Here is a 25786-nt window from a genome sequence, read left to right as displayed (position 1 = left end):
TCATGAAAAATATAAATTCCATATTTCTGTTGCCTTTAATGCTTTTTACTTATTCATGTAGTAGTATTTTGGATATCAACGAGAATCCAAACGAGCCTACGGAATCAACCCCAGAGTTAGTATTTCCTCAGGCGTTAGTGTCAACAGCAGCGCGGGTTCCAGCTTATAGCAATTACGGGGGTAGAACCGTTGGTTATATAGCTAATGGAGGTGGGGTAAGCGGCTGGGGGTCATTTATTTCATACAACTATACAACTTCTGACTTTGACGAATTATTTCAAGATACCTATAATACTTTGGAAGATTTACAATACGTCATTAACACGACAATAGATGACCCTTCTAGGCAAGATTATCGATATGCATGCGAAATATTTAAAGTTTACAATTTTATAAATTTAGTAGACACATATAACAATGTTCCTTATTCGGAAGCTTTGCAAGGCCTTGAAAACCTCACGCCAGCTTATGATAATGCGGAAGATATTTATAAAGATTTGGGAGACGAATTAGATGAAGCTATTTTGTATTTTTTAGATAATGAAATGTCTGGTTCGTTCCAAATCTCAGATTTCTTGTTTCACGGAGATCCAACAAAATGGGCTAAGTTGGCAAATACCCTCAAGTTAAAATTGATCATCAAGGCTAAAGATAAAGTGGATTTCACTACAACATCAATGAACAGTGTCGGTTTTATTACAGAAGATGTTATTGTAAATCCGGGATATACTAGAGCTGACGGAAAGCAAAATCCAACTTGGAATAGATGGGCTTATGACTACGCAGGCAATGTCGCTGCTGGGGCTAATCAAGTAGTTCCGACACCGTACATAATGGCTTTTTTTAACGGATCTAAGCTAAGTGATAATGCGAGAGCTGTGCTGTTTTTCAAGTCGGGAACTTCTACTGGTACTAATCAGTTGGGGTATCAACAAGACGATGCGGCTCAGGGCTTAAGTCCAAGTTGTTGGTTCGTGGGATCGAATGTTACTACCTACTCACAAGTTGGTGTTTTAAAAGGGCCCGCTGCTGGTCAGCCGATTTTTTTGTTGTCTGAAAGTTTCTTTCTCCAGGCTGAGGCAGTATTAGATGGTATAATTTCGGCAGATATTAAAACATTATTCGATTCAGGAATTAAAGAATCTTATGTATACCTTAATCGGAATGAGTCTGATGCCACGTCTACTAGTGCTAACAAAGAAACATTTTTCACTTCATACAAAACTGCCAATTCATCAAATTATTTAGTAAATTTCGATTTGGCAACGACTAATGCTCAAAAATTAGAAGCAATTATTACTCAAAAATATATTGCATTTAATATGTTGTTTGGTCATGAATCTTGGAACGAATATAGAAGAACTGGATACCCAATAAGTTCAGCCGCTGTTACAGAAGCAAACAGAAATTTGACATTTGTTTCTTTGGTTTCTGAATCAACTGCAACAGATAGGCTTCCGACGCGAATATTATATCCTGCATCAGAATTTGCATATAATCCATTAAACGTACCAAGTGTTGACAAGTATTCTTCGAAAATATTTTGGGCTAGATAAAATTTAATAAATTATGAAAACGAAATTTATATATAACATATTGTTACTGATACCTATTCTTTTTAGCTCTTGCTTGAAAGATGATGTGTTAATTGGTCCAGATGCTCCAGGAGCTATCACAAATATCATTGAGTTTAAAAACCCTGCAATTATATCATCAAGTACAACATCGAGAATTCCTCTATATCTATTGTCTTTTGATACGTCGCCGTCAGAAACGATGGTTTTGGAATTGAATTATGCAGGTTCTGAGGTAGCACCGGAGGATATTCACCTAACTTTAGCGATAGATAATTCGCTAATAGATATCGTAAATGAAGACAACGACAGAGAATTAGCGCCTCTCGACGCTTCAGTTTATGATATCCCCACATTCGACGTCGTTATCAAGAAAGGTGAAAGAATTGGATTGTTTACTATTGAATTATTTACTGACCAATTCGATTATGATCATGATTACGCTTTGGGGTTCTCTATAGTTTCGTCATCTATTGGAGCTATATCAGGAAACTTTGGGAAAATTGTTGTAGGAATCTCACCTAAAAATATATTTGACGGATTATATCATATAGCTGGAACAATGACCGATGTTTCAAATACCACGCTCAAACACATATCTAATAATTATGATGATTGGGAGGTAGAGCTTAGAACAGTCGGAGTAAATAAGGTTGTTGTGTATGATGTAGAGTACTCAGGATATAACTATCCGATTTCGAGTGGATCAAGTTGGTCTGTTTATGGAGAATTCTCCCCGGTTTTCGAAATCGATTTAAATACTTACAAGGTTCTGTCTGTCGCCAATTTTTATCCTAGCGCTACTAATACTCGCAGAGCCGAGATAGATCCTTCAGGTGTTAATCAATACGATCCAGCGACGAAAACTCTAAAAGTCAAATATTTTATGATCCAGCCAAGTGTAATTCCAGCAGCACCTAGTATAAGGTCCTACATGGATGATACCTATACTTTTATTGATGTTCGCTAAAAAAACAGGTCTAAAACAATTACATAAATATTCGCCTTATGAAATCGAATCATTCAAAAAATAAAATTTTATTGTCCATACTTATTTTGGCAATATTATTCTCTTGTAAAAAAAAATCAGAATTTTTACAAGAGGAAACAAAAGTCGTTGATCAGGAAGAAAGTATATCTTTAGAAACAGCTAAAGAATTAGCGATTAGCTATTCCGACCGTGTTTTTGAAAATGTCCTAAATAAAGAAGCTTCAGCAGTAATATCAACGAATGAAAACATCAAAAACACTGAAATTGCTAACAACGTAACATCAAATAGAAATTTGTTTTACGTAATAAATCTGAATCCATCTGGTTTTGTTATAGTTTCTGCCACTAATAAAATTGAACCAATTTTGGCATATTCAGAAACAGGATATTTTGATTTAAAAAATGCAATGTATGGCGTCAAAGATTGGATCGATGGAATTTCTGATAAAATTAACTACTATATAGAAATGGATGTCGAGCCAGATTCTACTACAATTAAAGAATGGGATAATATAACGACATTTTCAGCGCCGCCGAATGATGAAGAAATTATTGTAGTAGGGCCTACTATCCATGAATTACAGGGGCCATATCTAACCACTTCTTGGGGTCAGGGTGTAGGATATAATGATGCCATACCTGGAAATTACGGATGTGTTTTATATTCCAACGGAAAGCCTCCAATTGGTTGTGTCGCGACTGCTATAGGACAAATTATAAATTACTGGAGATATCCCAGCACTTTTGATTGGAATAATATGCCAAGTACTGGAGGTGGCGGAGCGATACCTAATCTATTGTATACAATTGCAGAGATGGTTGACATGTCTTACAGCTGTTCTGGTTCTGGTGCTACTTCGTCGAGTGCACGAAATGCTTTTGTAACTTTAGGTTACACATCATCGTCACTTTCTACGTATAATGAAAACACAGTTGCTCAACAATTAAACAATAAAAAACCTGTTATGTTATTTGGGACAGATTCGAGCATCGGTGCAGGACATGCTTGGGTTTGTGATGGTTACAAACGTGACGTTTATACTTTAATTCATAATCCAAATACGATATATGAATATGAAACATACACTTATGGCTATTATTACTTTTACATGAATTGGGGCTGGGGAAGCGAGTTGTATAATGGATACTATAGATCATATCAATTTAATACAAGCAATGGAAAATTTAATGATAATGTATATATGATAAGTAATATTTATCACTAAAAATTATCGAAATGAAATTTTTTTTACTTTTACTTTTACTTTATTGTGACAGCTCATTTGGTCAAAACAATTCAATGAATTCTAATATGAATCTTCAATCTATTTTAAATATTGTGTATTTGAATAAAGATGGGGATAATCTTCTAAGTGATGCTACAATTAAAAGGTATGATCGAAATAGAATAAAACTGTTCTATATTCTACATGGTGAAAAAACATTAGTAAATAATGTGTGGAGTAAAATCCCGAATGGATTTTTAGTTGTAGAGGATAACCCTTGCAGATTGGAAGTACTTTTTAACATTGGCGCGAAGGAAGATCTGGTTGAAATTAAGGATGGTGTAGAAACTGGGGTATCAAATACAATAATTGAGATAAATGATACTATAATTGACAAAGTAAAATTGGAATGGGAAAAGTCATCAACTTACCTTTTAATAACGAAGGCATGGTACAATGGTTTTTTAGTTTATGATGTTAAAAATAATATTAATGGTTTAAAGGGAATGGATGGATTTGTTGTTCAGCGGTAATCAGTTAAGATTTAAGATTTTATAAAGCATATAATGCTCAAAATCCAATGCCTACTACATATCCATATACTAACGGAGAGTATAATCTAAATCTTACAAATGTTGAAGCTGCCGCTACTAAAATTACTGGTGGAGATGCGGTAGACAGTAAAGTGTTTTGGGATGTGAGGTAAGGAATACTATTAAAATCTAACAAACGTGAACGTCTAACGGCGCTCACGTTTTTTTTTGCTCTAAATAAATATCTTCTACTTAGGGTGATTTATTTTATAAATAGGGTCTTCTAGTTGATTCTACATTCTGTTACAAAAGAATTAGTTGGGATTGGGTTAGTACTTAAACTTAATTATTTCAATTCCTAGGGTTAATTAATCTGTTTCTTGTCAATTATGTAATGAAAAATTTGTTTAAACTATTGTTTTTAAGTGGATTAAAATAAATTCTTAAAAGAATTTATTTTTAAGTAATGGGTAATTCAATTCCTTTTTAAGTTTGTTTTTTAACAAATATTTAACAAAATTTTGATTTTGATAATTTTTTTATCGAAAATTGGTCTAATGAATGAAAAATCAGCCAAAGTTTTTTCATTCAATTAACTAAACAAATAATTAAAAATGAAACAAAAATTACTCAGCATTTTTTTGCTTTGTACACTCTTTGTTGGAGTGTCATACGCGCAAAATCGTCAAGTGAGTGGAAAAGTGACGTCTGCTTCAGATGGGTCTTTTATTAGCGGGGCGTCAGTGGCAGTTGCTGGAACAACTACGGCAACTCAAACTGATGCATCTGGAAATTTTTCCTTGAACGTACCCGCCAACTCAACTTTGTTATTTTCTTACATTGGTTATACTCCGCAGCGAGTCTCCATTGGAAATCAAACCGCCATTAACGTACAACTACAGCCTGAGGATAACTCTGTAGAAGAAGTTGTAGTCACGGCGATGGGTGTTTCTCGAGAGAAACGCGCCTTAAGTTATGCAACTCAAGAATTAAACTCGGAACAACTTACGCAAGCTGCAAACAGCAATTTAGCTACCGCAATTCAAGGTAAGGTTTCTGGAGTAGAAGTTACCCCTTCATCAGGTATGCCTGGTGCATCAGCTAAGATTACGATTAGAGGATCTAGGTCATTTACTGGCGACAATACCCCATTGTATGTTGTCGATGGATTGCCGATTTCATCTACATCTGATGTTTCTACTGGAAACTCTGTAACGGGTTCGGATTATTCGTCAAGAGGTTTAGATATAGACCCTAACGATATTGAAAGTATTAACATATTAAAAGGTCAAGCAGCTTCTGCACTTTATGGTATGCGCGCTTCAAATGGAGTAATTTTAATCACAACGAAAAGTGGTAAAGGATTAGGTGCAGGAAAAGCTCAAATATCATACAATACAAATGTATCTTTTGATAATGTTTCTGTACTTCCGGATTTTCAGACTACCTATGCGCAAGGCGCGAACGGTTCATATGGAGCTCAAAATGGATATATATCATCTTTGTCTTGGGGGCCAAGAATCGATGATTTGTCAAGCGATCCAACCTATGGAGGTGATGTTGCGAACAGCTATTCGAATGCAGCAAATGCACAGGGAATTGATACAAAAGGAAAATATTATGTACAGCAAAGAGCTTTAGCTGGTTTGGATCCTTGGGCGAAACCTCAGGCATATAACAATGCAAAAGATTTCTTTGATATTGGGACAACCTATAATAATTCATTGGGAGTTATTCAGGGATTTGATATTGGAAGTTATGCGTTATCATTGGGTTCTACCAATTCAAATGGAATTATCCCTTCTACAGGTTTAGATCGATACAATGCTAAATTAGCAGCAGAAATCAACTTGTCGGAAAAATGGAAAACAGGCTTTACTGGTAATTATGTAAATTCTAAAATTTCTAAACAATCGGGAGCGAATAATGGTATTATCGCAACATTATACGGTGCGCCTGCATCGTACGATTTAGCAGGAATTCCTTCACATGTTGAAAATGATCCATATACTCAAAATACGTACAGAACAACAGGTGGTTTTGATGGTGTGTATTGGGCAATCGATAACAACAAATTTACGGAAGCTACTCAGCGCTTCTTCGGTAATAGTTATGCACAATATGCTACCAATTTCGGAGAGGATCAAAAGCTAACTTTAAAGTACCAGTTGGGTGTAGATTCGTATACCTCTAATTTTACAGATCTTTTTGGCTATGGACATGCGAACCAAAGAGGTACAGTAGAAAATTTTCATTTTTCGGTTACTGAGTTGAATTCGCTTGCGACTGCAACTTATAACTGGAAAATTAATGATGATTTAAATTTAGATGCCTTAGTGGGTAATGAGATTGTTAACAGAACTCGCAGACAGGATTATGCTTATGGAGCTAACTTCAATTTCTCGGGTTGGAATAACATGAACAATGCTTCTACCTATACAGCTAGTCAAGATTTAAGAAACACAAGAACTTTCGGAACTTTCGGTAATATTGCTTTGTCCTATAAAAACATGTTGTTTTTAAACGCAACCGGAAGAAATGACATTGTATCATCAATGCCAAGAAATAATCGCTCATTCTTCTATCCATCAGTTTCTGCGGCATTCGCATTTACTGAAATTGATGCATTGAAAAGCAATGTATTATCCTTTGGAAAGATTAGAGCATCTTTTGCAGAAGTTGGACAGGCGGGTAATTATTATGAATCTTATTATTCTACACCAACATACGGAGGCGGATTCTCTAGCGGTACACCAATTATTTACCCAATTGGTTCAACGGTTGCATTTTCTCCAGATCCAGTATTGTACGATCCAAATTTAAGGCCTCAAAATACTAGGTCATATGAACTTGGTACTGATTTGACTTTTTACAGAGGATTAGTTGATTTTAGTTATACATTCTCACGTCAAGATGTAGTTGATCAGATTTTTGAAGTTCCTTTGGGAGGTTCATCCGGTTATTCGGGGCTTGTTACCAACGGCGGTAGAATTCATACAAATGCACATGAATTCACGTTGAATGTTTCTCCATACCGAGGAGACAACTTTAAATGGGATTTCGGATTTAACTTCACTAAAATTGATAATTACGTAGACGAACTTGCTGAAGGTGTAGAAAGTATATTCTTGGGCGGTTTCGTTGAGCCACAGGTTAGAGCTGGTATTGGCGAAAAATTCCCAGTTATCTATGGGGTATCCTACTTAAGAAATGATGCGGGACAAATTGTTGTCAATGAAGATGGTCTACCACAAGCAGGTGAAGAAAAAGTAATCGGATCTGTAGCTCCTGATTTCCTGCTTGGCTTTAATACCCAGTTAGAATACAAAAAAGTAAGACTTTCAGCTGTATTGGATTGGAAACAAGGAGGTCAAATGTACCACGGTACTGGAGGTATCCTTGATTTTTATGGAGTAACTCAGAAAAGTGCTGATTTTAGAAGTGGAGAAGCATTTTTGTTCGAACTTCCAGCTGTAAAAGAAGTTAGTCCTGGTGTGTATGCGGATAACGATATTTACATTGACCCTGCAAATGCTTTTGATTATTTCGATGCGAAAAACACAGTTTCAGAGTCATCTATTTTCGGAACATCATTTGTAAAATTAAGAGAAGTCGCTGTAGGTTATCCAGTATATTCTGGTTCAAAATTCAAAATTGATGTTAATGCTTTCGCAAGAAATATAATTCTATGGTCAGAGCTAAAAGGTTTCGATCCTGAAGTTTCTCAAGGTAATACAAATATGTCAGGTGCATTTGAGCGATTCTCACTTCCTGGAACATCGAGTTACGGTTTAGGTGTTAACGTTAAATTCTAATAACAATGAAATTTAAAACATATAAAATAAAATTTTTGGCGATATGCTTATTTGCATCTCCAATACTTTTCTATTCTTGCTCAGAAGATAGAATGGATGAGATCAATGAGAATGTCAATAATCCAAAAGACGTACAAGCTAAATTTATTTTGGCAGATTTAATTACCAGAACTGCGGTAAGTAACGTCGGGGGAGATATTAATACGTACTTGTCGTCTTACGTAGAGCATGAAGTCGGAACGCATAATCAATTGTGGAACGCTGAGCATCGTCTGAATGAACCATCTGTAGCTTCTACTTTTAACAATAGCTGGGGTAACATATATACTTCTTTACGTGATGCGCGTATTATTGTTGAAAAATGTTCAGAAGGCGGTTCTCAAGAAGGTAATTTTACTACATTGGGTATCGGACAAATCATGTTAGCTTATAACCTGGCTCTTCTTACAGATATGTACGGAGATGTTCCTTACAGCGAAGCTTTTAATACGTTCGAAAATAAAACGCCTAAGTTAGACAAACAAGAAGATCTATATAATTTAGTTTTGACTAATTTGGATGAAGCAATAGTAAATCTTCCTAAAGGAGATACACACGTTTCGGGAAATGCTAACAGTCACGATCTTTTATTCAGTGGAAATGTTAGCCGTTGGCTGAAATTTGCTTACGGGTTAAAGGCTAGATATGCAATGCGTTTATTGCCTGTTTCCGCTAATAAGAATCAAGCTTTGGAAAATGTCATTTCTTTTGTTGATCAATCGTTTGAAAGCGCTGCTGTAGAAGCCGCTTTTAATGTGTATAATGAGACAAATTTAAATCCTTTGTTTGATTTTCAATGGTCTAGAGATGCACTTGCTTCAAGCAGAAGTATCGGAGATAAATTAATTTTGCGCAACGATCCACGCTTGGGACGTAATTTTACAAGTGCTGATTGGGAGCAAGTTTCTGAAATTGAGACAGGAGATGATAATTACGAATTGCTTGCTCCTAACGGAGAAAACGATCAAGTTCAGGCCTATTATTTAACTTCGACTTTTGTTTTTTCTCAAACAGCTTCTACGCAATTATTAAGCTATCATGAGCTTTTGTTTTTAAAAGCTGAAGCAATGCAAAGGTTAGCGAGACCTTCATCAGAAATTGAAGCTGTCCTTAAGTCAGCGGTCGAGGCGGCCATTAAAAATTCTGAAAAGTCGGTTGAAGCTGCTTTTGAAGCTCCGACCCCATTACTGTATGGTGGAATTACAGAAACGAGTGATGATATCAGTGATTCAGATATCGAAACTTATTTCAATACATCTGTTAGTCCTTTATTTATCGCTAATGGTTTAAAGGAAATTGCAAATCAAAAATACTTAGCATTTTTTGGAGCCTCTGGTGAATCAACTGAAGCTTATAATGATATCCGTAGATGGAAAGCATTAGGCGAAGATTTGATCGAGCTTAAAAATGCAAATCGCTTTCCTTTAAGGTTGCCTTATGGAAGTTCAGAAACTACTACGAATCCAAATGTTCAGCAAGCTTACGGAAACGGACAGTACGTCTATTCGGAGAATGTTTGGTGGGCAGGCGGGACTCGATAGTTAGCGCCCAACAAAAAAAATCAAAGCTCGATTTTCAAGTTTATATCTTGGAAATCGAGCTTTTTTATTTCCGATTTCAAATATCAAATAAATTGAACAGGCTTAGGTAGAATTTTCTAATTTGGAAATCCCTCTAATAATCCTGCGAAATGTGTAAAATAGCCTCAAAATTTCCTTAAGTAGAAGTAATTAAAATACCTGTTTCTTACTATTTGGTTTACAATCATTTATTTTCTAAAACAAATCAACATCCTTTCGTTGTTTTTTTATTAGTTAACGTGAGTTCGGGATAAGAAAAAGTTTAAAATAGTTGGGATTTTAGACAAAAAAGGCTTGATTTTTGTATATAACTAGTTGACAACCAAATTATTACAATTATAAATCAAGCCCATGCTTAGAGATAAAGTTATTGAAATTTTCGTTAAGGTGGATGATTTCTGTAAAGAAATTCAGCCAATTTTGGAAGAAAAGCGAATCGAGGACAAAAAATTAGGTATGCGCAACCGTAAAACTGGACTTTGTCAAAGCGAAATGATCAGCCTTATGGTACTGTTCCATAACGGTCAGTTCACCAATCTGAAGTCTTTTTATGTACATTATGCTTTGCCGCATATGAAAGATCTGTTTCCCGGCCTAACTTCTTATAACCGTTTTGTAGAACTGCAGCCCCGATGTGCCATGCTGTTTATGTTATTTGTAAAAATGCGCTGTTTGGGAAAAAGCAATGGCATCAATTTCATTGATTCAACGCACATCAAAGTGTGCCATAACAGAAGGATCCATCAGCATAAAGTTTTTAAAGATGTAGCCGAGCGTGGACAATGTTCAATTGGTTGGTTTTATGGCTTCAAGCTTCATCTGATAATCAATGACAAAGGGGATATTCTTTCATTTTACCTTACTAAGGGCAATGTAGACGACAGAAATCTAAAACATATGATGGATATGACCAAAGATATTTTCGGAAAACTGTATGGAGACAAAGGCTATATTTCTAAAGCAATGGCAGATATCCTTTGGGGAAATGGGGTCCAAATGGTAACAAAGCCAAGAAAAAATATGAAGGGAATGAACCTAAGCCAAACTGATAAAATTATGCTCAGAAAAAGAGCGATCATCGAGTGCGTGAATGATGAACTTAAGAATATTCGCAAATTGCAGCACACAAGACATCGCTCAGTAAACAACTTCTTGTTGAATATTTTAGGAGCTTTAGCGGCATACTCTTTTTTCCCTAAAAAGCCTTCTTTAAATATTCAGTTTGAGCAACAAGATAAACAATTATTCCTTGCTGCTTAAACCGAACTCACGTTAAATATACCATCATCATTTTCTTGTTTGATAACAAAGAAGAAACATCTTAAAGAAAGCATCGATGATGGCCCAATACGATTTCGCCTTTTTTGTACTTCGAACCATAAATGAATGGAATCTTTGTTCCCTTTGAGATGGGGTTAACGCATTGCCTTCTGCCATTTACAATTTTGTACTTGAATCGGTTGAGCATATTTTAAGTCAAGATAATTGAAGACGAGGTGTTTTTGAGGTTTTGTATTTTGCAAAAAAAAGCAAAGAATTTACTCTTAGCTGTGGGCGCCTCAAATTCATCAATTTTTTTGATAAGCGACCTTACGTTTACCGTTTTATTAGATTCAGAATATTTAAGTTTATTTAATAAGCTTCTTTATCGAAATAATACATAGCGATGTAAAATGTTGTTACAATTGAATTTTGAATGCACTCGAATTTGAGAGCTCTTAAAAGCGTGCAAGGAATCTAATTTAGTGTTTATTAGAGATAGTCATTCGGATTAATTGAACTATAAGATTTTATTAGAACTCCCGCTATACAGTTTTTAGTCCTTTAGCAAATATTCCGTTTATCTACTGCGTATCCTATATTTTCTTTCGCTAAAAGTATACGCTAAGGTTTTGATGATGTTCACGAATCGTGTTGTTGGAAAATAGTGTATTGATTGTTAATCAATTACAAAATTGTCTTAATTTGAATGTTTAATTTCTATCTAAGAAATAATTTTGGCTATATACCATTTATTTTTTAAAATAAAAGGCATTTTGTTAAAAAAAAGGCATTTTTTTTTACTATTAATCATAATAGTATAAATTGATTTGTCATATTTAACTTATTTTAACAAAAAATTTGTTTTTATTAAAATTATTGCGATTATTGCTGAACGAGGAGTCAATATTAACTAAATTAAACATTCGAATTCCTTTAAACTATAACTAAAAATTCATATGAAACAAAAATTACTCAGTATTTTTTTGCTGTGTACACTTCTAGTAGGGGTGTCCTATGCGCAAAATCGCCAAGTGAGTGGTAAAGTTACATCATCAATTGATGGTTCTCCAATTAGTGGAGTTTCTGTGCTTATCCAAGGAACGAACACAGGTACTCAAACTGATGGGAACGGTAACTTTTCTATTTCAGTATCGAATGGCGATAAGTTAATCATTCGGTACATTGGCTATGAAAGCCAGACAATTACCGTTGGAAACCAATCAACAATTTCTGTGCAATTAGCTAGTACAGAAAATACGTTGGACGAAGTTGTTGTTACTGGAGCTGGTTTAACAGCAACGAGAAAATCGATAGGTAACGCTCAAACGACTATCAAAGGCGATGATTTATTGCAAGGTAAACCTCAGAATGTTGTAACAGGTTTATCTGGTAAAGTTGCTGGTCTTACGATTCAAGGTGTTTCTTCTGGTGTTAATCCAAACTACCGTGTAATTTTACGTGGTATGCGTTCGTTAACTGGAAATAACCAAGCTTTGATCGTAATTGACAATGTAATTTCGCCATCTTCGATTTTAGGAAATTTAAATCCAGATGATATCGAAGATATCACTGTTTTGAATGGATCAGGTGCAGCGGCTTTATATGGTTCTGCTGCATCTAATGGAGCCTTGATTATTAAAACCAAAAAGGGTAAAGCAACAGATGGGTTTGAAATCAATGTAGAAAATACATCTACTTGGGAGCAAATTGTATTTCTTCCTCAGGTGCAGCAGAGATTTGGATCTGGTGCTGATAATGATTTACAGATCTATAATCCACATGAAAACCAACAGTATGGACCAGTTTTTGACGGCTCAATGGTTGAAATCGGTGATCCTTTAGCTGATGGAAGCATTCAAACAGTTCCATACTCTTGGACAGGAAGCAAAAATGATTTTTGGGAAGTTGGTTATAGCAATCAAACCAACATTTCAATAGCTTCAAGAACGGAAAAAAGCTCTTTCAGAACTGCTGCTCAATATTTAGACGCAAGCGGAACTGTACCTTTTGATAAATACAAAAGAGCGACAGCAAGAATTAGCGGTACTCAAAATTTAATTGAGAATAAATTAGATGCGACTTACACTGCATACTACGCTCAAAATAGATACAATACGACAAGTGCGAATGCGTCTATTTACGATTTGGTTTTGAATACTCCAGGTCAAATCCCTTTGACTGATTATAAAGATTATGTAAATAATCCATATGCTACACCAGATGGTTATTACAATGCTTACTACAACAACCCATACTTTTTAGCTGGAAATAACAGAAGCATTACGCGTAATGATTATTTCATGGGTAACTTCGAGTTGGCTTACAAACCTTTAGAATGGTTAGACTTTTTAGGTCGCGTAGGTATTACATCTGCTAACCAATCGTTTAAGAATACAACAGGTGTTTATTACTATTCAGATTTTACTAAATCTTGGGCTGGTTCATCAACTTACAAGCAACAAGATATCTTAGGGTCTGTTAGTGATGGATTTAATTACACTACAAATATTGTAAGTGATTTTAATGCACATGCAACTCATACAAACCAAGATTTTAAATTTGACTATACGTTAATCGGTCAATACATTCAAAATCAATATTCTGGAATGAGTGCTGCAGTTTCTGGTTTAGCGGTACCTGATATTTTTAATTTAGGTAACTCGTTAAATAATCCTACTGCGAATCAAGCATCGTACTTAGCTCGTACTTTTGGATTGGCTGGAAAAGTAGATATCGCCTATAAAAACTATCTATTCTTATCTTTATCAGGAAGAAATGACTGGGTTTCAATTTTAGATCCAGATAACAGGTCATTCTTCTACCCTGCTGCTTCATTATCTTTTATTCCTACAGATGCTTTTGCGAGTTTAAAAGAATTTAGAGCTTTAGATTTCTTAAAAATTAGAGCAGGTTTATCTAAGGTTGGACAGGTTAACTTAGGTTCTTCTACAAACTTTGGAGCATACAGTTTATTGCCAACATTTAGCCAAGGTGCGGGATATCCTTACAATGGAATTGGTGGGCACACAATCAGTAATCAAATTGTACAACCAGGTCTGAAACCAGAGATGACGACTTCTTTCGAAGTTGGTTTAGAGTCAGCTTGGTTGAAAAATAGAATTATTTGGGATTTCACATATTACAACAATGAAACTGTAGACAACGTTGTGCCGACAGGCGTTTCAACTTCAACTGGTTACAGTTCCTATTTAGTAAATGCAGGTACAACTACCGGAAAAGGTATTGAAACAAAACTTATTTTAGTTCCTTATCGTACTACAAATTGGGAGGTTTCTGTAGGTGCTAACTATGCTTACTTCGACAATAAGGTTACTCAGATTGCAGAAGGATTAGATGTACTTCAATTAGGTGCATACGCTTCTGGAGCTGGTTCATATGCGATGCCAGGAGAAGCGTTCCCGGTAATCAGAGGTACAAAATACAATAGAGATGATCAAGGTCGCATTATTGTAAATCCTTTGACTGGTTACCCATCGACTGACGGAACTTTGCATATCCTTGGAAACGCAATGCCAAATCACACATTGGGATTAAACCTAAATGTTTCATGGAAAGACCTATCATTCCATACACAGGCTGAGTATAGAACAGGAAACGTAATCTATAATGCTGGTGGTAGTACTTTTGACTTCTCTGGAGCAGGTATTAATACAGCTGCGTACAACAGAGATAGATTTATTATTCCTAACTCTTCTTATTGGGACGAAGCATCTCAGTCGTATGTAGAGAACACGAATATTTCAGTAAGAGATGGAGGTCCAGGATACTGGTCTATCGCAGGTCCTAGAACTGGTATTCATGAAACTTACATTACTTCTGCTGCTTTCTGGAAAATAAGAGAAATGTCTTTGACATACAGGGTGCCTAAATCTTTCTTGGCAACTCAAAATGTGATTAAAGAAGCTAGAATCAGTTTACAAGGTAGAAACTTATTCTTATGGACGCCTTCAACAAATGTCTATACGGATCCTGAGTATTCAGATGGTAACGGAAATTCGAATGGTAATGCAGTTGGTTTAACTAATTTAAGTCAAACCCCTCCATCAAGATATTTTGGTTTTTCTATAGGTCTTACTTTATAATATAAACGAAAATGAAATTTAAAAATATAAAATATTTATCTATAGCACTTTTAGCATTTGCGGCAACGTCTTGCGAAAAGGTCTTAGATATTAACGACAACCCAAATTCTCCTACAGAATCAACTCCTCAATTGGTTTTGCCGCAGGCTGTAGTGGCCACGGCAAGACAAGTTCCAAGTTTTAATACTTATGGAGCTCAAATTGTTGGTTATTTTGCAAATGGGGGTGGTGTAAGTGGATGGGGATCTATTATCTCTTATAACTTTACGACAACAAACTTTAATGGATTATGGTCTTCTTCATATGACATCTTAAACGATTTAAAATTTGTTAAAGACAAAACGACCGATATTGACGCTTTAAAAGACTTTTATTTTGCATCGGAAATTTTCTCTGTATATAACTATTTAAATTTAGTTGATACTTATAATGAGGTGCCTTATTCTGAAGCTCTTCAAGGAGCTAGTTTCTTAACTCCAAAATACGATAAAGCAGAGGATATTTACAAAGACTTAGGCGATCGTTTGGATGCAGCCATCGAGTTTTTTAAAACAAATGAAATTTCTTCTCAATTTGCAGGTGCTGATATTTTATTTAACTCAAGCGAGGATGATTACGAATTAAAAGATCAAAGCGAAAACTGGGCAAAATTTGCCAATACAATTAAGTTGCGCATGCTTTTAAAAGCGAAAGACAAAGTAGCTTTTACAAAGACAGCACTTGATGATATCGGTTTCCTTACTTTCGATGCAATCGTAAATCCTGGATTTGCGAAAGATGACGGAAAGCAAAACCCAATGTGGAATTCATGGGCATATAATTTTGCTGGAACTGCAGTAGGTGCGGCGAGTCAATATGCAATTACTCCATACATTAGAGGTTATTATGATGGAAGTAAAATTTCAGATGTTGGCCGTGCAAACTTGACTTATAAGACAGGTATAACAATTCCAGTAAATCAATTAGGTTATCAACAGTCTGATGCTGGTAGAGGTCAAGCACCTAGTTCATGGTTTAGAGGGACTAACGCGACAAACTATGAAGGAAAAGGAATTCTTAAAGGCCCAACTGCTGGACAACCAATCATGCTAGCTTCCGAAAGTTATTTCTTACAAGCTGAAGCAGCGCTTAAAGGTTTAATCGCAGGTAGTGTAAATACATTATTTGAAAGTGGGATCAAAGCTTCTTACATCTATTTAAATATCAATGAGAATGATGATATCGTTACATCTGCTAATCCTGATACTTACTTAGCTGGTTATAAAACTACGAATGTAAACAGTAGATTGGTTAATATTGATTTAGCAACAACAACTGAACAAAGGTTGGAAGCAATCATTACTCAGAAATATATTGCTGCGAACATGTTGTTCGGTCATGAATCTTGGAATGAATACCGCAGAACAGGATATCCGGTTAATGTGGGAGTTCCTAGTGTAGCAAACAGAGCTGTTAATTTTGTTTCTATAACTTCTGAAGCAACGGCTGCAGATAAATTGCCAACTCGTATTTTATATCCAAATACTGAATTTAACTACAATCAAGCTAACGTCCCAACTATTGATAAGTATACATCTAAAATATTTTGGGCAAAATAATTCTTAAACAGATATGAAAAAATATATAAATTATTTATTCGCTTTAGCGATTGTTCCATTCACATTTTCATCTTGTTTAAAAGATGAAGATTTGATTGGTCCTGACGCTCCTGGTGCTACTTCCAATATTATTGAGTTTAAAAACATAGCACCTATATCTTCTGGAACTACTGCACCATTTGCGTTGTATGTTCCTACAACTTTAGATCCTGAAGTTAGCGAAACTACAGTGAATGCCATCGTTAGGTATTCTGGTGTCAATGACGCTCCTGAAGATATCGTAGTTAATATTGAATATGCGCCAGCCGTAATTACAACTTATAATACAGCGCAAACAACTACATATCAGGCGATAGCACCGGCTTCTTTTACGTTTCCAACTACGGTAACTATTAAAAAGGGTGAACGTGAAGCACTTGTTCCCATCGTTTTAAAAACGCCAGAATTGGATCCTTCAATTTCCAATGCTATAGCATTAAAAATTACTTCGGTAAGCACAAATGATGCAATCAGTGGAAATTTCGGAACCGTTATTTATAGTTTCCCTGTTAAGAGTATTTGGGAAGGAACTTACACGTATACCATTACTAATAACTTTGGAACTATTGATGGTAATATCGGCGGTACCTTTACGGAGACTGGTGTTAAATTGTCGACAGTCGGTCCAAATGAATTGTATATGCAATATTTATGGAGAACATATAATGGATATGCACACTATAGATTTAATGGCGATGATACTCAACTAACGGGAATTACTGCTTTCAGTGGTTCAAATCTTGCTGTAACTATCAATGAAGTTATTCTAGTGGATCCAGTTAATAAAATCTTTGAGGTTAGATGGACTGGTCTTGGTCGTGGCGTTATTGAACGTTTTGTAAGAACTGGTGATTAGTATTTCTATTCTTTAAAAGTTTATACCTTAAAGGGGGATTGTTAAAATAATTAACAATCCCCCTTTTTAAATTCAGTTGATATGAAAAGTTCTACTGTGGAATTCGGATAACTTGAATCATAAATAACTCATGTTTAAAAAAATATCAGAACACTATTAATAAATCAGGATTTTCGCCATCATAAATCCTGATTCGTACCGTTCTAACTGTAGTGTATGCTACCCGACTAAGCGTAGTTTCTATAGCTCTTATTTGAAATTCGTAACGCTCGCGTTTTTTTTGATGTCTATCTTTATTATTTTGTGACGCAGATACTTCGTCTGAAATGTAAATAATATGTTTTCTAGAGTTACGAAAATTTAGACGCAGTGATTAATTAAACCAATCTAAATTTTTTAGCTCTATAGTTTAACTAGGATCCTAATCGTTTAAATTCTTCAATACTTCCCCAATAAGCGACTTAATAACCCATAGCTAATATGTCAATCTCGTTATTAATAGAATTATTTAATCTGAAATTTAAATTTTATGATTAGCATTTTTGCTGATGGAGTTCCTTTGTGGAAAAGGAAATCTTCAACTACATTTATATAGCCAAAATTAAAATATTTCTATGTCTGATTAAATTTTATAACTAATTTTTTAAGTAATAATTAAAAACATTTTCTTGTTAAAATTCATAGCTAAAATTAAATATGGATGAAAAAAAAGTGGATTTTTAAATATAATTTAGAAATAAGATAATAATGATAAGTTTTTTTATAGACTATTAATTATTAATCAATAATTAACTAACGTTGCATGTCGGAATAGGTTTTAATTTATCTAAATATTAAAAGTGTCCTTTATTAACTAAACACAATTGAAATATGAAACAAAAATTACTCAGTATTTTTTTGCTGTATACACTTCTTATAGGGGTCTCGTATGCGCAAAATCGTCAAATAACCGGTATTGTAACTTCCAGTGCTAATATAGATCGTATCAGTGGAGTCTCCGTTATTTTAAAGGGCACAGGTACGGGAACGCAGACAAACTCAGACGGATCATTCTCTATCTCAGCACCGGAGGGAAGCACTTTGGTTTTTAGACATGTATCGCATACTGAAAAATCGGTGTTGGCAAATTCATCTACTTTAAATGTTACATTGGATTCCAGAGATGCTATGTTGGATGAAGTTGTGTTAGTCGGGTATGGATCAGGTGTAGCATCCAAAAACGCGGTTGGATCATTTACGCAAGTTAGTTCGGAGGATATTGAATCTAGGCCAAATGCGAATGCTTTAGAGGCGTTGCAAGGAAGAGTGCCAGGCTTTCAGGTGTTCACTTCTACGGGAGAGCCTTCCGCTACTCAGTCTGTTAGACTTAATGGTGTTGGGTCATTAACAGGCTCGACAACACCGCTACGTTCTTGATGGAATTCCAGTTCAAAACAGTTCAATAGTTTCAATGAATCCAAACGATTTCGAGAGTGTGACGGTTTTAAAGGAAGCGTCCGCAACTTCCATATATGGATCTAGCGCCGCTAATGGCGTTATTTATATTACCACAAAAAAGGGAAAGGCGGTGAGAGCGCTACAATAAATGCTTCCGCTCAATGGGGTTTTTCCTAATTTAGCCAGATCAGAAGCTCAAAAAGATATGATGAATTCTGAAGAATTATTAAATTACTGGTTAGAATCTGGATATAGGAATCAAGGGCAAATAGATAAAATTAGAGAAGATTGGCCTTATGATACCTATTGGACAGATTATTATTTTAAGCAAAATGTGCCGATACAGCAGTACAATCTAAGTGTATCTGGTGGTACAGATAAGACGTAATATTTCATTTCAACGTCTTATCTAGATCAAGAAGGTGTAATGTATAGGTCTGGTTTTGATAGAATTACGCTAAGAAGTAATATTGCAAGTAGATTAAACAATTGGTCGAAAATAGGTTTGAATCTTGCTGGAGCTTATGATAGAAGAGAGACAAATCAATACACTACTAACTCTTTAAATGGTGGACTTGCTATATTAGCTCTGCCATGGCATACACCTGATAATGAAAATGGAGAAGAATATTATGAAACACAAATTCCTGGATTAGGGAGATTTTCGCCAAAGTATTTAGGTGACAAATTTCCGTCTCAATTAAAAAACCAGCAATTTAATCCTACGGCTTTTATAGAAATAACTCCCATCCAAAATTTAATAATAAAAAGTCAGGCGGGTTTAGATTACAGAAATTATAGAGTTTCAAGTCGGCGACTTCCGTCTTATTCTGCTAATTTAAGCAATGGTACAGCAACTGAGGATTTTTACCAACCTATTTCTAGAACTCTAACAAATACAATTGAGTACAAATGGAATCTCAATGAATCTAATAGGTTCACTTTTTTAGCCGGTCAAGAATATTCTGATTATAAGTATGATCGAGTTCAGGCTTACGGTACGGCGTCAACTGATGATCGTTTAATTTTATTATCGAATACAACTACAGGATTTGAGGTTCTTCAAGAAAGAACAGAGTATGCATACAATTCGTATTTTGGTAGAATAGCTTATGATTACAATTCTAAGATATTTATTAATGCAAGTGTACGACAGGATGCTTCGTCTAGATTTGGTCAAGAAAATCAAAAAGCCACTTGAAGGATTCAGATTAGATGATTTGAAACGATGGAATCAAGGGTTTACCAGAAGATATCCTCAAAATTTACAACTACTTGAAACTGGGGAAGGTTACGTTTCGAAGACAGTGACTTCCAATGACAATAAATTTGTTTGGGGGATTCCAGGTTATGAAATCACTCTTAATCAAAATGTTGTTCAAAATCCAGGCTGGTAAATTCAGCTAATAATTAGCGGGTCTAAAGTAGCCAACTAATTAATTTTATAATCCTCAAAGTAAGACAGTTTTTAGCTGGATGCTTTGAGGATTTTTCGTTTCAGTTCGTTCCGTCAAAAAAATCGGAATCAGGCTGGTTACCTAGAATTCAGCTTGTATAAAGAATACTACCTAATATTCTCATCAGTAAGTGTCAGATTTTCATCTGTATATGTATTAAAATTGTCGGTCAAATAAAGTATTTGCTTTCTGGTTTTTGCAATTTCTACTAAAATGAGGAATTGTATACACAACACTTTGTTTTATATTGCCAATTATCCATATTATTTAGTCATATATAAATAATAATACATTAAAATATTGATTTTAGCCAAAATTTGTTAAAATAAATATTGGATTTTAACTTAAAATTAACGAATATTGCGCCTTGAAAGAATTTTTTTAATCTAAACCATTAAGAATTTCCTTTATTAACTAAACCCAATTCAATATGAAACAAAAAATACTCAGTATTTTATTGCTATGTACGCTCTTTATTGGCGCTGCATACGCACAAAACAAATCCGTTAGTGGTAAAGTGACAGATGAACTAGGCGCTGCATTACAAAATGTTACAGTGGTCGCTGAGGGAACTACATCTGCTACTCAAACGGATAACTATGGTAACTTCCGCATTAATGCGAAGGAAGGTTCTAAGCTAACATTTAGATTGATTGGTTTCACAGAGCAAACTATATCTGTTGGCAGTTCGGCTATATACACGATTCAATTAGAATCTTCGATAGAGGGTTTGGATGAAGTCGTTGTAGTTGGTTACGGAACTCAAAATAAGGAAGCGATTGTAGGAGCTGTGGCTAGTGTATCTGCTAAAGATATAGAGAAAAGGCCAGTAAGTTCTGTTACAGCTGTCTTAGAGGGTGCTGCTCCGGGACTTCAAATCAATAATTCTTATGGTGAGCCAGGCTCGAGTCCTAATATTCGTGTTCGTGGATATGGATCGATTAATGGTTCTTCAACTCCAACATATGTTGTTGACGGAGTAGTGTACAATGGAAATATCTCCGATATTAATCCAACAGATGTTGAATCTGTTTCTGTATTAAAGGACGCAACTTCAGCAGCTTTGTATGGAAATAGAGCTGCCAATGGTGTAATTGTCATCACCACTAAAAAAGGCAGAAGAGGGACGGCTGAAATCAGTCTGAACATTAACCAAGGTTTATTTTCAAGAGGAATCGGAGAATATGAAACTTTGGATCCTCAGCAATATATGGAAGCAGCTTGGTTAGGATATCGCAATCAGTTGATGAGCCAAAATCCAACTTGGACACAGCAACAAGCAAATGATTTAACTACGTCGACTTTGGTTCCTACTATTTTAAAAACCAACATTTTTACATTGCCTGAAGATCAATTATTTGATGGAAATGGTAAATTGTTGAGTAATGCAACCATTCATCCAGATTATGCTTCTGACCTTGATTGGTTCGGTCCTATCAGTAGAAACGGATATCGCCAAGATTATCAAATTGGAGGAAGAGGCGGTTCTGAAAAAGGTAACTTCTATTTCAATTTGGGTTATTTAAGTGAAGAAGGATATATTAAAACTTCTGATTTTGACCGTCTTTCTGGAAGAATCAATGCAGAAGTAACTCCGAGATCTTGGATTAAAGCTGGATTTTCTGCAAATGCATCCCATCAATTAGGGAATAATACGACAGGTACGGGATCAGGTTTTACAAATCCTTGGCTTTTCGCACGTAATATAGCGCCGATTTATCCGATTCATCAGCATGATCCAATAACTGGTGAATACCTTTTGGATGCTCAAGGAAATAAGATGTATGACGACGGTACAAACTCCCGGAATCAATATCTTGGAAGACACGTAATTTGGGAAAATGAATTGAATATGAACAAAAACAAGAGAAACACAATAGCTTCTCAGAGTTATGTTGATGTAAATTTCTTGGATAACTTTACATTCTCCCTTTTAGGTGATATCAATCTAATTTATGACGAAAATGCGGTTTATAACAATGCTTTAATTGGTGATGGACAAGGAAATAACGGTAGAGCAAATAGAACGATCTATAACCGTAAAATATATTCATTGCAACAGCAATTAAAGTATAACAACACTTTCAATGGTGTTCATAATGTAGACGTATTTGTTGGCCATGAAAATTATGGAAATATCTATACCTACTTGTATGGATTTAAAAACAATGAGACTTTCGCAGGAAAGACAGATTTGATCAATTTCACTGAGATTACAAACCTAACTGAATCTGAATACAATGATAAGTCGGAATCTTATCTTTCTAGATTGCGATACAACTACAGCGAAAAATATTTTGTTGAAGGATCGTTTAGAAGAGATGGTAGCTCAAGATTACATCCAAAAAATCGTTGGGGAAATTTCTGGTCTATCGGCGGGACCTGGATGGCGTCTAAAGAATCGTTTTTAAGCGATGTGTCATGGTTAAATACATTAAAGCTGAGAGCTGCTACAGGTGTTGTTGGTAACTTGGGAAGTTTAGGCTTTTTTGATTACATGGCATTATATGCTATCGGACAAAACAACAACATAGCTGCTTTGTACAAATCTAATAATCAAAATGAAGATTTGAAGTGGGAAGGAAGTCAATCGACATCCTTAGCTATTGAAGGTAAAATCTTTAATAGAGTTAATTTCACCGTAGAATATTTTGACAAACGTTCAAAAGATTTAATTTTCAACGTGAATTTGCCATTATCAACTGGACCAACGGATAATACAGTTGGATATGCTTCAATCAAGAAAAATATCGGTGATTTAGTCAATAAAGGTTTAGAGGTTCATGTGGATGCAGATATCATCAAAAACCAAGATTTTACTTGGAATTTTGGAGTTAATGCGACATTCTTGAAAAACAAGATTGTCAATTTGCCTGAAGAAAATAAAGCGAATGGAATTATCTCTGCACCATTCAAATATATGGAAGGCCATTCAGTATATGATTACTATCTTTTCCAATATGCAGGTGTCGATATGATGACTGGTCAGGCGTTATACCATGCAAATACTGATGATTACGACCCAACTGCTGCAACAGGTGATTGGTTGCCATTCCAAGAAGAGATTAATGGAGAAATGTACACGCGTAACTCGACGTATGCTAAAAGAGAATTTAGCGGTTCTGGTATAGCTAGAGTAATGGGTTCTTTAACTACGAATCTAGATTATAAAAACTGGAGCCTTTCGGGATTGTTCACTTACTCTTTAGGAGGAAAAGGATTGGATTATTCGTACGTGTCGTTAATGGGTGTCACAACTACTCCAAGCGCAGTTCATAAAGACGTATTAAATTCGTGGAACGGTATTCCTGAAGGAATGACTGAAACTTCTGAAAATCGTATTAATCCGAATGCAACTCCTCAGATTAATTACACAAACAGTCAATACAACAATGCATCTACAACAACGAGATTCCTAATGGACAATTCCTATTTCGTCGTAAGAAATGTGGCATTGGCTTATAGATTACCTCAGAATGTAGCTGAAAGAATCGGATTGAATAGAATCTCTTGTATTGCTTCTGTTGAGAATCTGGCTTCGTTTACTGGATTGAAAGGGTATAGCCCACAACAAACATTTGGTGGATATAGTGAAAATGCATTTGTTCCGGCAAGAACATTTTCTCTTGGAATTAATGTAGGATTTTAAGAATAACAAAATGAAGATATTAAATAAAATAATTTATTTGGGTTTAGCGATTACACTTCTAAACTCATGCAGCAAGGGATACTTAGACACTGCGCCGACTCATGCTACTGGTCCAGATGTTGTATTTGAAAGTGTCGAAAATGCAAAACTTGCAATTAACGGGTTGTCTAGATTAATGAAAAGACAATACTTGGGAAGTCAAGGGTTTAATGGAGAAGGTACAATTAAACTGTATTATGGAGAATATGCAGGAGAGAATCTTTCGCATCCTCAAGCTACTATGACGATTCCGGTAAACATGGAGTTTTTCTCAAATAATCAAAGCACATATGGTTATTTTCCATGGTACTATTACTACACGATTATTAGTAATGCGAATGCGATCATCCATCAAATTGATGCGGTTAGCGGGCCTCAAAATGAAAAAGAGTTCATTAAAGCTCAGGCTTTAACTTTCAGAGCTTATTCTTACATGATGCTTGCTCAGGTGTATGGAGACAGATGGTCTTCATCCAACAATGGAAGTACAAGCGCAGTAGTTCTTCGTTTAGAAGAGGGCTTGAATGACTTGCCTCTTTCTACACTTGCCGATACTTACAAAGTAATTTATGATGATTTGGATCTTGCTTTGTCCCTTTATACGTCGTCTGGATTGGATAGAGATACAGATCGCAATTATCAAGTGAATAAAGATGTTGCGCACGCAATCTATGCAAGAGCCGCGTTGAATAAAGAAGATTTTGCGAATGCTGAAAAATATGCAAAATTAGCTAGAGCAAATTACGCTTTAATGACGAATGCAGAATATAAATCTGGTTTCTCCAACCCAAACAGAGAATGGATTTGGTCTGTATACGATAATACGGACGAAACTATCTTTTTCTATGCTTATGGAGCATACATAGGATATAATTCAACAGCAACCGTAGCTAGAACTTTCCCTAAATCAATTAACAAAGATTTGTACGATAAGATTCCAGCGTCTGATATCCGGAAATCTATGTTCTTCAATCCAGTAGGTTCTGGTTTTACGTTCAATGCCTCTACAGGTAGAGGAAGTGATGCTGCTTTAGCAGAAGTTAGAAGATTGTACACTGATATTCCTTCTAATTCTCACGCCTACTCGTATATGCAATTTAAGATTAAAGCGAATGTGATGCCTGGAACTGCAAATATTAATAATTTCAGAGCTTCTGAAATGCTATTAATAGAAGCTGAAGCTAAATACAAGCAAAGCGGAAGTGCGACCGATATTCAAAATCTTTTAATTGAATTAAACAGAACAAGTGGCAGAGATGCTGAGTATACTTGTACCTTGACTGGAGTTAATCTTTTCAATGAAATTAAAAAATACAGAGGAATTGAATTGTGGGGCGAAGGTTTTGATTTCTTTGACCGTAAAAGATGGGGAGACTCGATTGTCAGAAAAAGCCATGCGGCTGGAGGCAATTTCTTGCAAGTGTTTGCAATAACGATAAATCCTACCGATAATAACGGTTGGAAAGTTGTTACTCCTGCAAGAGAAACAGATTACAATAGTTTGATCGACTAACAAATTTTAAGAGTTCTAATATATAAAATAGGGCTCTTAATTATAAATCCTCAAAAATTAAGCGATAATTTCGC

Annotated in this window: 17 protein-coding genes; all 17 read left to right on the top strand. The window is 35.3% G+C overall.

Annotated elements, in window-relative coordinates; translation table 11 throughout:
- Nucleotides 1-2: 2 nt before the first annotated feature.
- The 17 genes from C4F49_RS09485 (at nt 3) to C4F49_RS09405 (ending at nt 25712) form a co-directional block, all read left to right on the top strand.
- A complete protein-coding gene (locus C4F49_RS09485) occupies nt 3-1556 on the top strand; it encodes a SusD/RagB family nutrient-binding outer membrane lipoprotein (RefSeq protein WP_196935623.1) in 1554 nt (517 codons plus the stop codon).
- A 13-nt stretch (nt 1557-1569) separates the two neighbouring features.
- Nucleotides 1570-2544, top strand: coding sequence for a DUF1735 domain-containing protein (locus C4F49_RS09480; protein WP_196935622.1), 975 nt, complete (start codon nt 1570-1572; stop codon nt 2542-2544).
- A gap of 38 nt (nt 2545-2582) precedes the next feature.
- A complete protein-coding gene (locus C4F49_RS09475; protein WP_196935621.1) occupies nt 2583-3791 on the top strand; it encodes a C10 family peptidase in 1209 nt (402 codons plus the stop codon).
- Between the two features lie 11 nt (nt 3792-3802).
- A complete protein-coding gene (locus tag C4F49_RS09470) occupies nt 3803-4324 on the top strand; it encodes a hypothetical protein (protein WP_231388257.1) in 522 nt (173 codons plus the stop codon).
- A 614-nt stretch (nt 4325-4938) separates the two neighbouring features.
- On the top strand, nt 4939-8139 hold the full coding sequence (locus tag C4F49_RS09465) for a SusC/RagA family TonB-linked outer membrane protein (protein WP_196935619.1): 3201 nt from the start codon (nt 4939-4941) through the stop codon (nt 8137-8139).
- Between the two features lie 5 nt (nt 8140-8144).
- Complete coding sequence (locus tag C4F49_RS09460; protein WP_196935618.1) at nt 8145-9719, top strand: SusD/RagB family nutrient-binding outer membrane lipoprotein; 1575 nt, start codon at nt 8145-8147, stop codon at nt 9717-9719.
- A 390-nt stretch (nt 9720-10109) separates the two neighbouring features.
- Nucleotides 10110-11018 (top strand): IS982 family transposase, encoded by a 909-nt coding sequence (locus C4F49_RS09455; RefSeq protein ID WP_196935617.1) that lies wholly within the window; start codon nt 10110-10112, stop codon nt 11016-11018.
- A 959-nt stretch (nt 11019-11977) separates the two neighbouring features.
- On the top strand, nt 11978-15124 hold the full coding sequence (locus tag C4F49_RS09450; protein WP_196935616.1) for a SusC/RagA family TonB-linked outer membrane protein: 3147 nt from the start codon (nt 11978-11980) through the stop codon (nt 15122-15124).
- Nucleotides 15125-15135: 11 nt separating this feature from the next.
- Nucleotides 15136-16722: a SusD/RagB family nutrient-binding outer membrane lipoprotein gene (locus C4F49_RS09445; RefSeq protein ID WP_196935615.1), complete on the top strand. Its 1587-nt coding sequence runs from the start codon at nt 15136-15138 to the stop codon at nt 16720-16722.
- Nucleotides 16723-16813: 91 nt separating this feature from the next.
- The gene (locus C4F49_RS09440) at nt 16814-17617 is read left to right on the top strand and encodes a DUF1735 domain-containing protein (RefSeq protein ID WP_196935614.1); all 804 of its coding nucleotides are present in this window, start codon (nt 16814-16816) and stop codon (nt 17615-17617) included.
- 897 nt (nt 17618-18514) lie between these two features.
- Complete coding sequence (locus C4F49_RS09435; protein ID WP_196935613.1) at nt 18515-19033, top strand: carboxypeptidase-like regulatory domain-containing protein; 519 nt, start codon at nt 18515-18517, stop codon at nt 19031-19033.
- Between the two features lie 34 nt (nt 19034-19067).
- Nucleotides 19068-19202, top strand: a complete 135-nt coding sequence (locus tag C4F49_RS18160; RefSeq protein WP_418895778.1) for a TonB-dependent receptor plug domain-containing protein — start codon at nt 19068-19070, stop codon at nt 19200-19202.
- 57 nt (nt 19203-19259) lie between these two features.
- The gene (locus C4F49_RS09425; protein ID WP_231388256.1) at nt 19260-19442 is read left to right on the top strand and encodes a hypothetical protein; all 183 of its coding nucleotides are present in this window, start codon (nt 19260-19262) and stop codon (nt 19440-19442) included.
- A 39-nt stretch (nt 19443-19481) separates the two neighbouring features.
- The gene (locus C4F49_RS09420; RefSeq protein WP_196935611.1) at nt 19482-20255 is read left to right on the top strand and encodes a SusC/RagA family TonB-linked outer membrane protein; all 774 of its coding nucleotides are present in this window, start codon (nt 19482-19484) and stop codon (nt 20253-20255) included.
- Nucleotides 20212-20451 carry a RagB/SusD family nutrient uptake outer membrane protein gene (locus C4F49_RS09415; protein ID WP_231388255.1) on the top strand — a complete coding sequence of 80 codons (240 nt, stop codon included), beginning with the start codon at nt 20212-20214 and terminating at the stop codon, nt 20449-20451. The genes C4F49_RS09420 and C4F49_RS09415 overlap by 44 nt, the downstream gene beginning before the upstream one ends.
- A 490-nt stretch (nt 20452-20941) precedes the next feature.
- A complete protein-coding gene (locus C4F49_RS09410) occupies nt 20942-24160 on the top strand; it encodes a SusC/RagA family TonB-linked outer membrane protein (RefSeq protein WP_196935609.1) in 3219 nt (1072 codons plus the stop codon).
- A gap of 10 nt (nt 24161-24170) precedes the next feature.
- Nucleotides 24171-25712 carry a RagB/SusD family nutrient uptake outer membrane protein gene (locus tag C4F49_RS09405; RefSeq protein ID WP_196935608.1) on the top strand — a complete coding sequence of 514 codons (1542 nt, stop codon included), beginning with the start codon at nt 24171-24173 and terminating at the stop codon, nt 25710-25712.
- Nucleotides 25713-25786 lie beyond the last annotated feature (74 nt).

This window comes from Sphingobacterium hungaricum (assembly GCF_015210005.1).
GTDB lineage: Bacteria > Bacteroidota > Bacteroidia > Sphingobacteriales > Sphingobacteriaceae > Sphingobacterium > Sphingobacterium hungaricum.
This window is presented reverse-complemented; position numbering and strand designations above follow the sequence as displayed.

What these genes read in the sequence shown, in the direction of transcription:
- C4F49_RS09485 (WP_196935623.1), top strand. Translation starts at nt 3, where the DNA reads ATGAAAAATATAAATTCCATATTTCTGTTGCCTTTAATGCTTTTTACT.
- C4F49_RS09480 (WP_196935622.1), top strand. Translation starts at nt 1,570, where the DNA reads ATGAAAACGAAATTTATATATAACATATTGTTACTGATACCTATTCTT.
- C4F49_RS09475 (WP_196935621.1), top strand. Translation starts at nt 2,583, where the DNA reads ATGAAATCGAATCATTCAAAAAATAAAATTTTATTGTCCATACTTATT.
- C4F49_RS09470 (WP_231388257.1), top strand. Translation starts at nt 3,803, where the DNA reads ATGAAATTTTTTTTACTTTTACTTTTACTTTATTGTGACAGCTCATTT.
- C4F49_RS09465 (WP_196935619.1), top strand. Translation starts at nt 4,939, where the DNA reads ATGAAACAAAAATTACTCAGCATTTTTTTGCTTTGTACACTCTTTGTT.
- C4F49_RS09460 (WP_196935618.1), top strand. Translation starts at nt 8,145, where the DNA reads ATGAAATTTAAAACATATAAAATAAAATTTTTGGCGATATGCTTATTT.
- C4F49_RS09455 (WP_196935617.1), top strand. Translation starts at nt 10,110, where the DNA reads ATGCTTAGAGATAAAGTTATTGAAATTTTCGTTAAGGTGGATGATTTC.
- C4F49_RS09450 (WP_196935616.1), top strand. Translation starts at nt 11,978, where the DNA reads ATGAAACAAAAATTACTCAGTATTTTTTTGCTGTGTACACTTCTAGTA.
- C4F49_RS09445 (WP_196935615.1), top strand. Translation starts at nt 15,136, where the DNA reads ATGAAATTTAAAAATATAAAATATTTATCTATAGCACTTTTAGCATTT.
- C4F49_RS18160 (WP_418895778.1), top strand. Translation starts at nt 19,068, where the DNA reads ATGAATCCAAACGATTTCGAGAGTGTGACGGTTTTAAAGGAAGCGTCC.
- C4F49_RS09425 (WP_231388256.1), top strand. Translation starts at nt 19,260, where the DNA reads ATGATGAATTCTGAAGAATTATTAAATTACTGGTTAGAATCTGGATAT.
- C4F49_RS09420 (WP_196935611.1), top strand. Translation starts at nt 19,482, where the DNA reads ATGTATAGGTCTGGTTTTGATAGAATTACGCTAAGAAGTAATATTGCA.
- C4F49_RS09415 (WP_231388255.1), top strand. Translation starts at nt 20,212, where the DNA reads ATGCTTCGTCTAGATTTGGTCAAGAAAATCAAAAAGCCACTTGAAGGA.
- C4F49_RS09410 (WP_196935609.1), top strand. Translation starts at nt 20,942, where the DNA reads ATGAAACAAAAAATACTCAGTATTTTATTGCTATGTACGCTCTTTATT.
- C4F49_RS09405 (WP_196935608.1), top strand. Translation starts at nt 24,171, where the DNA reads ATGAAGATATTAAATAAAATAATTTATTTGGGTTTAGCGATTACACTT.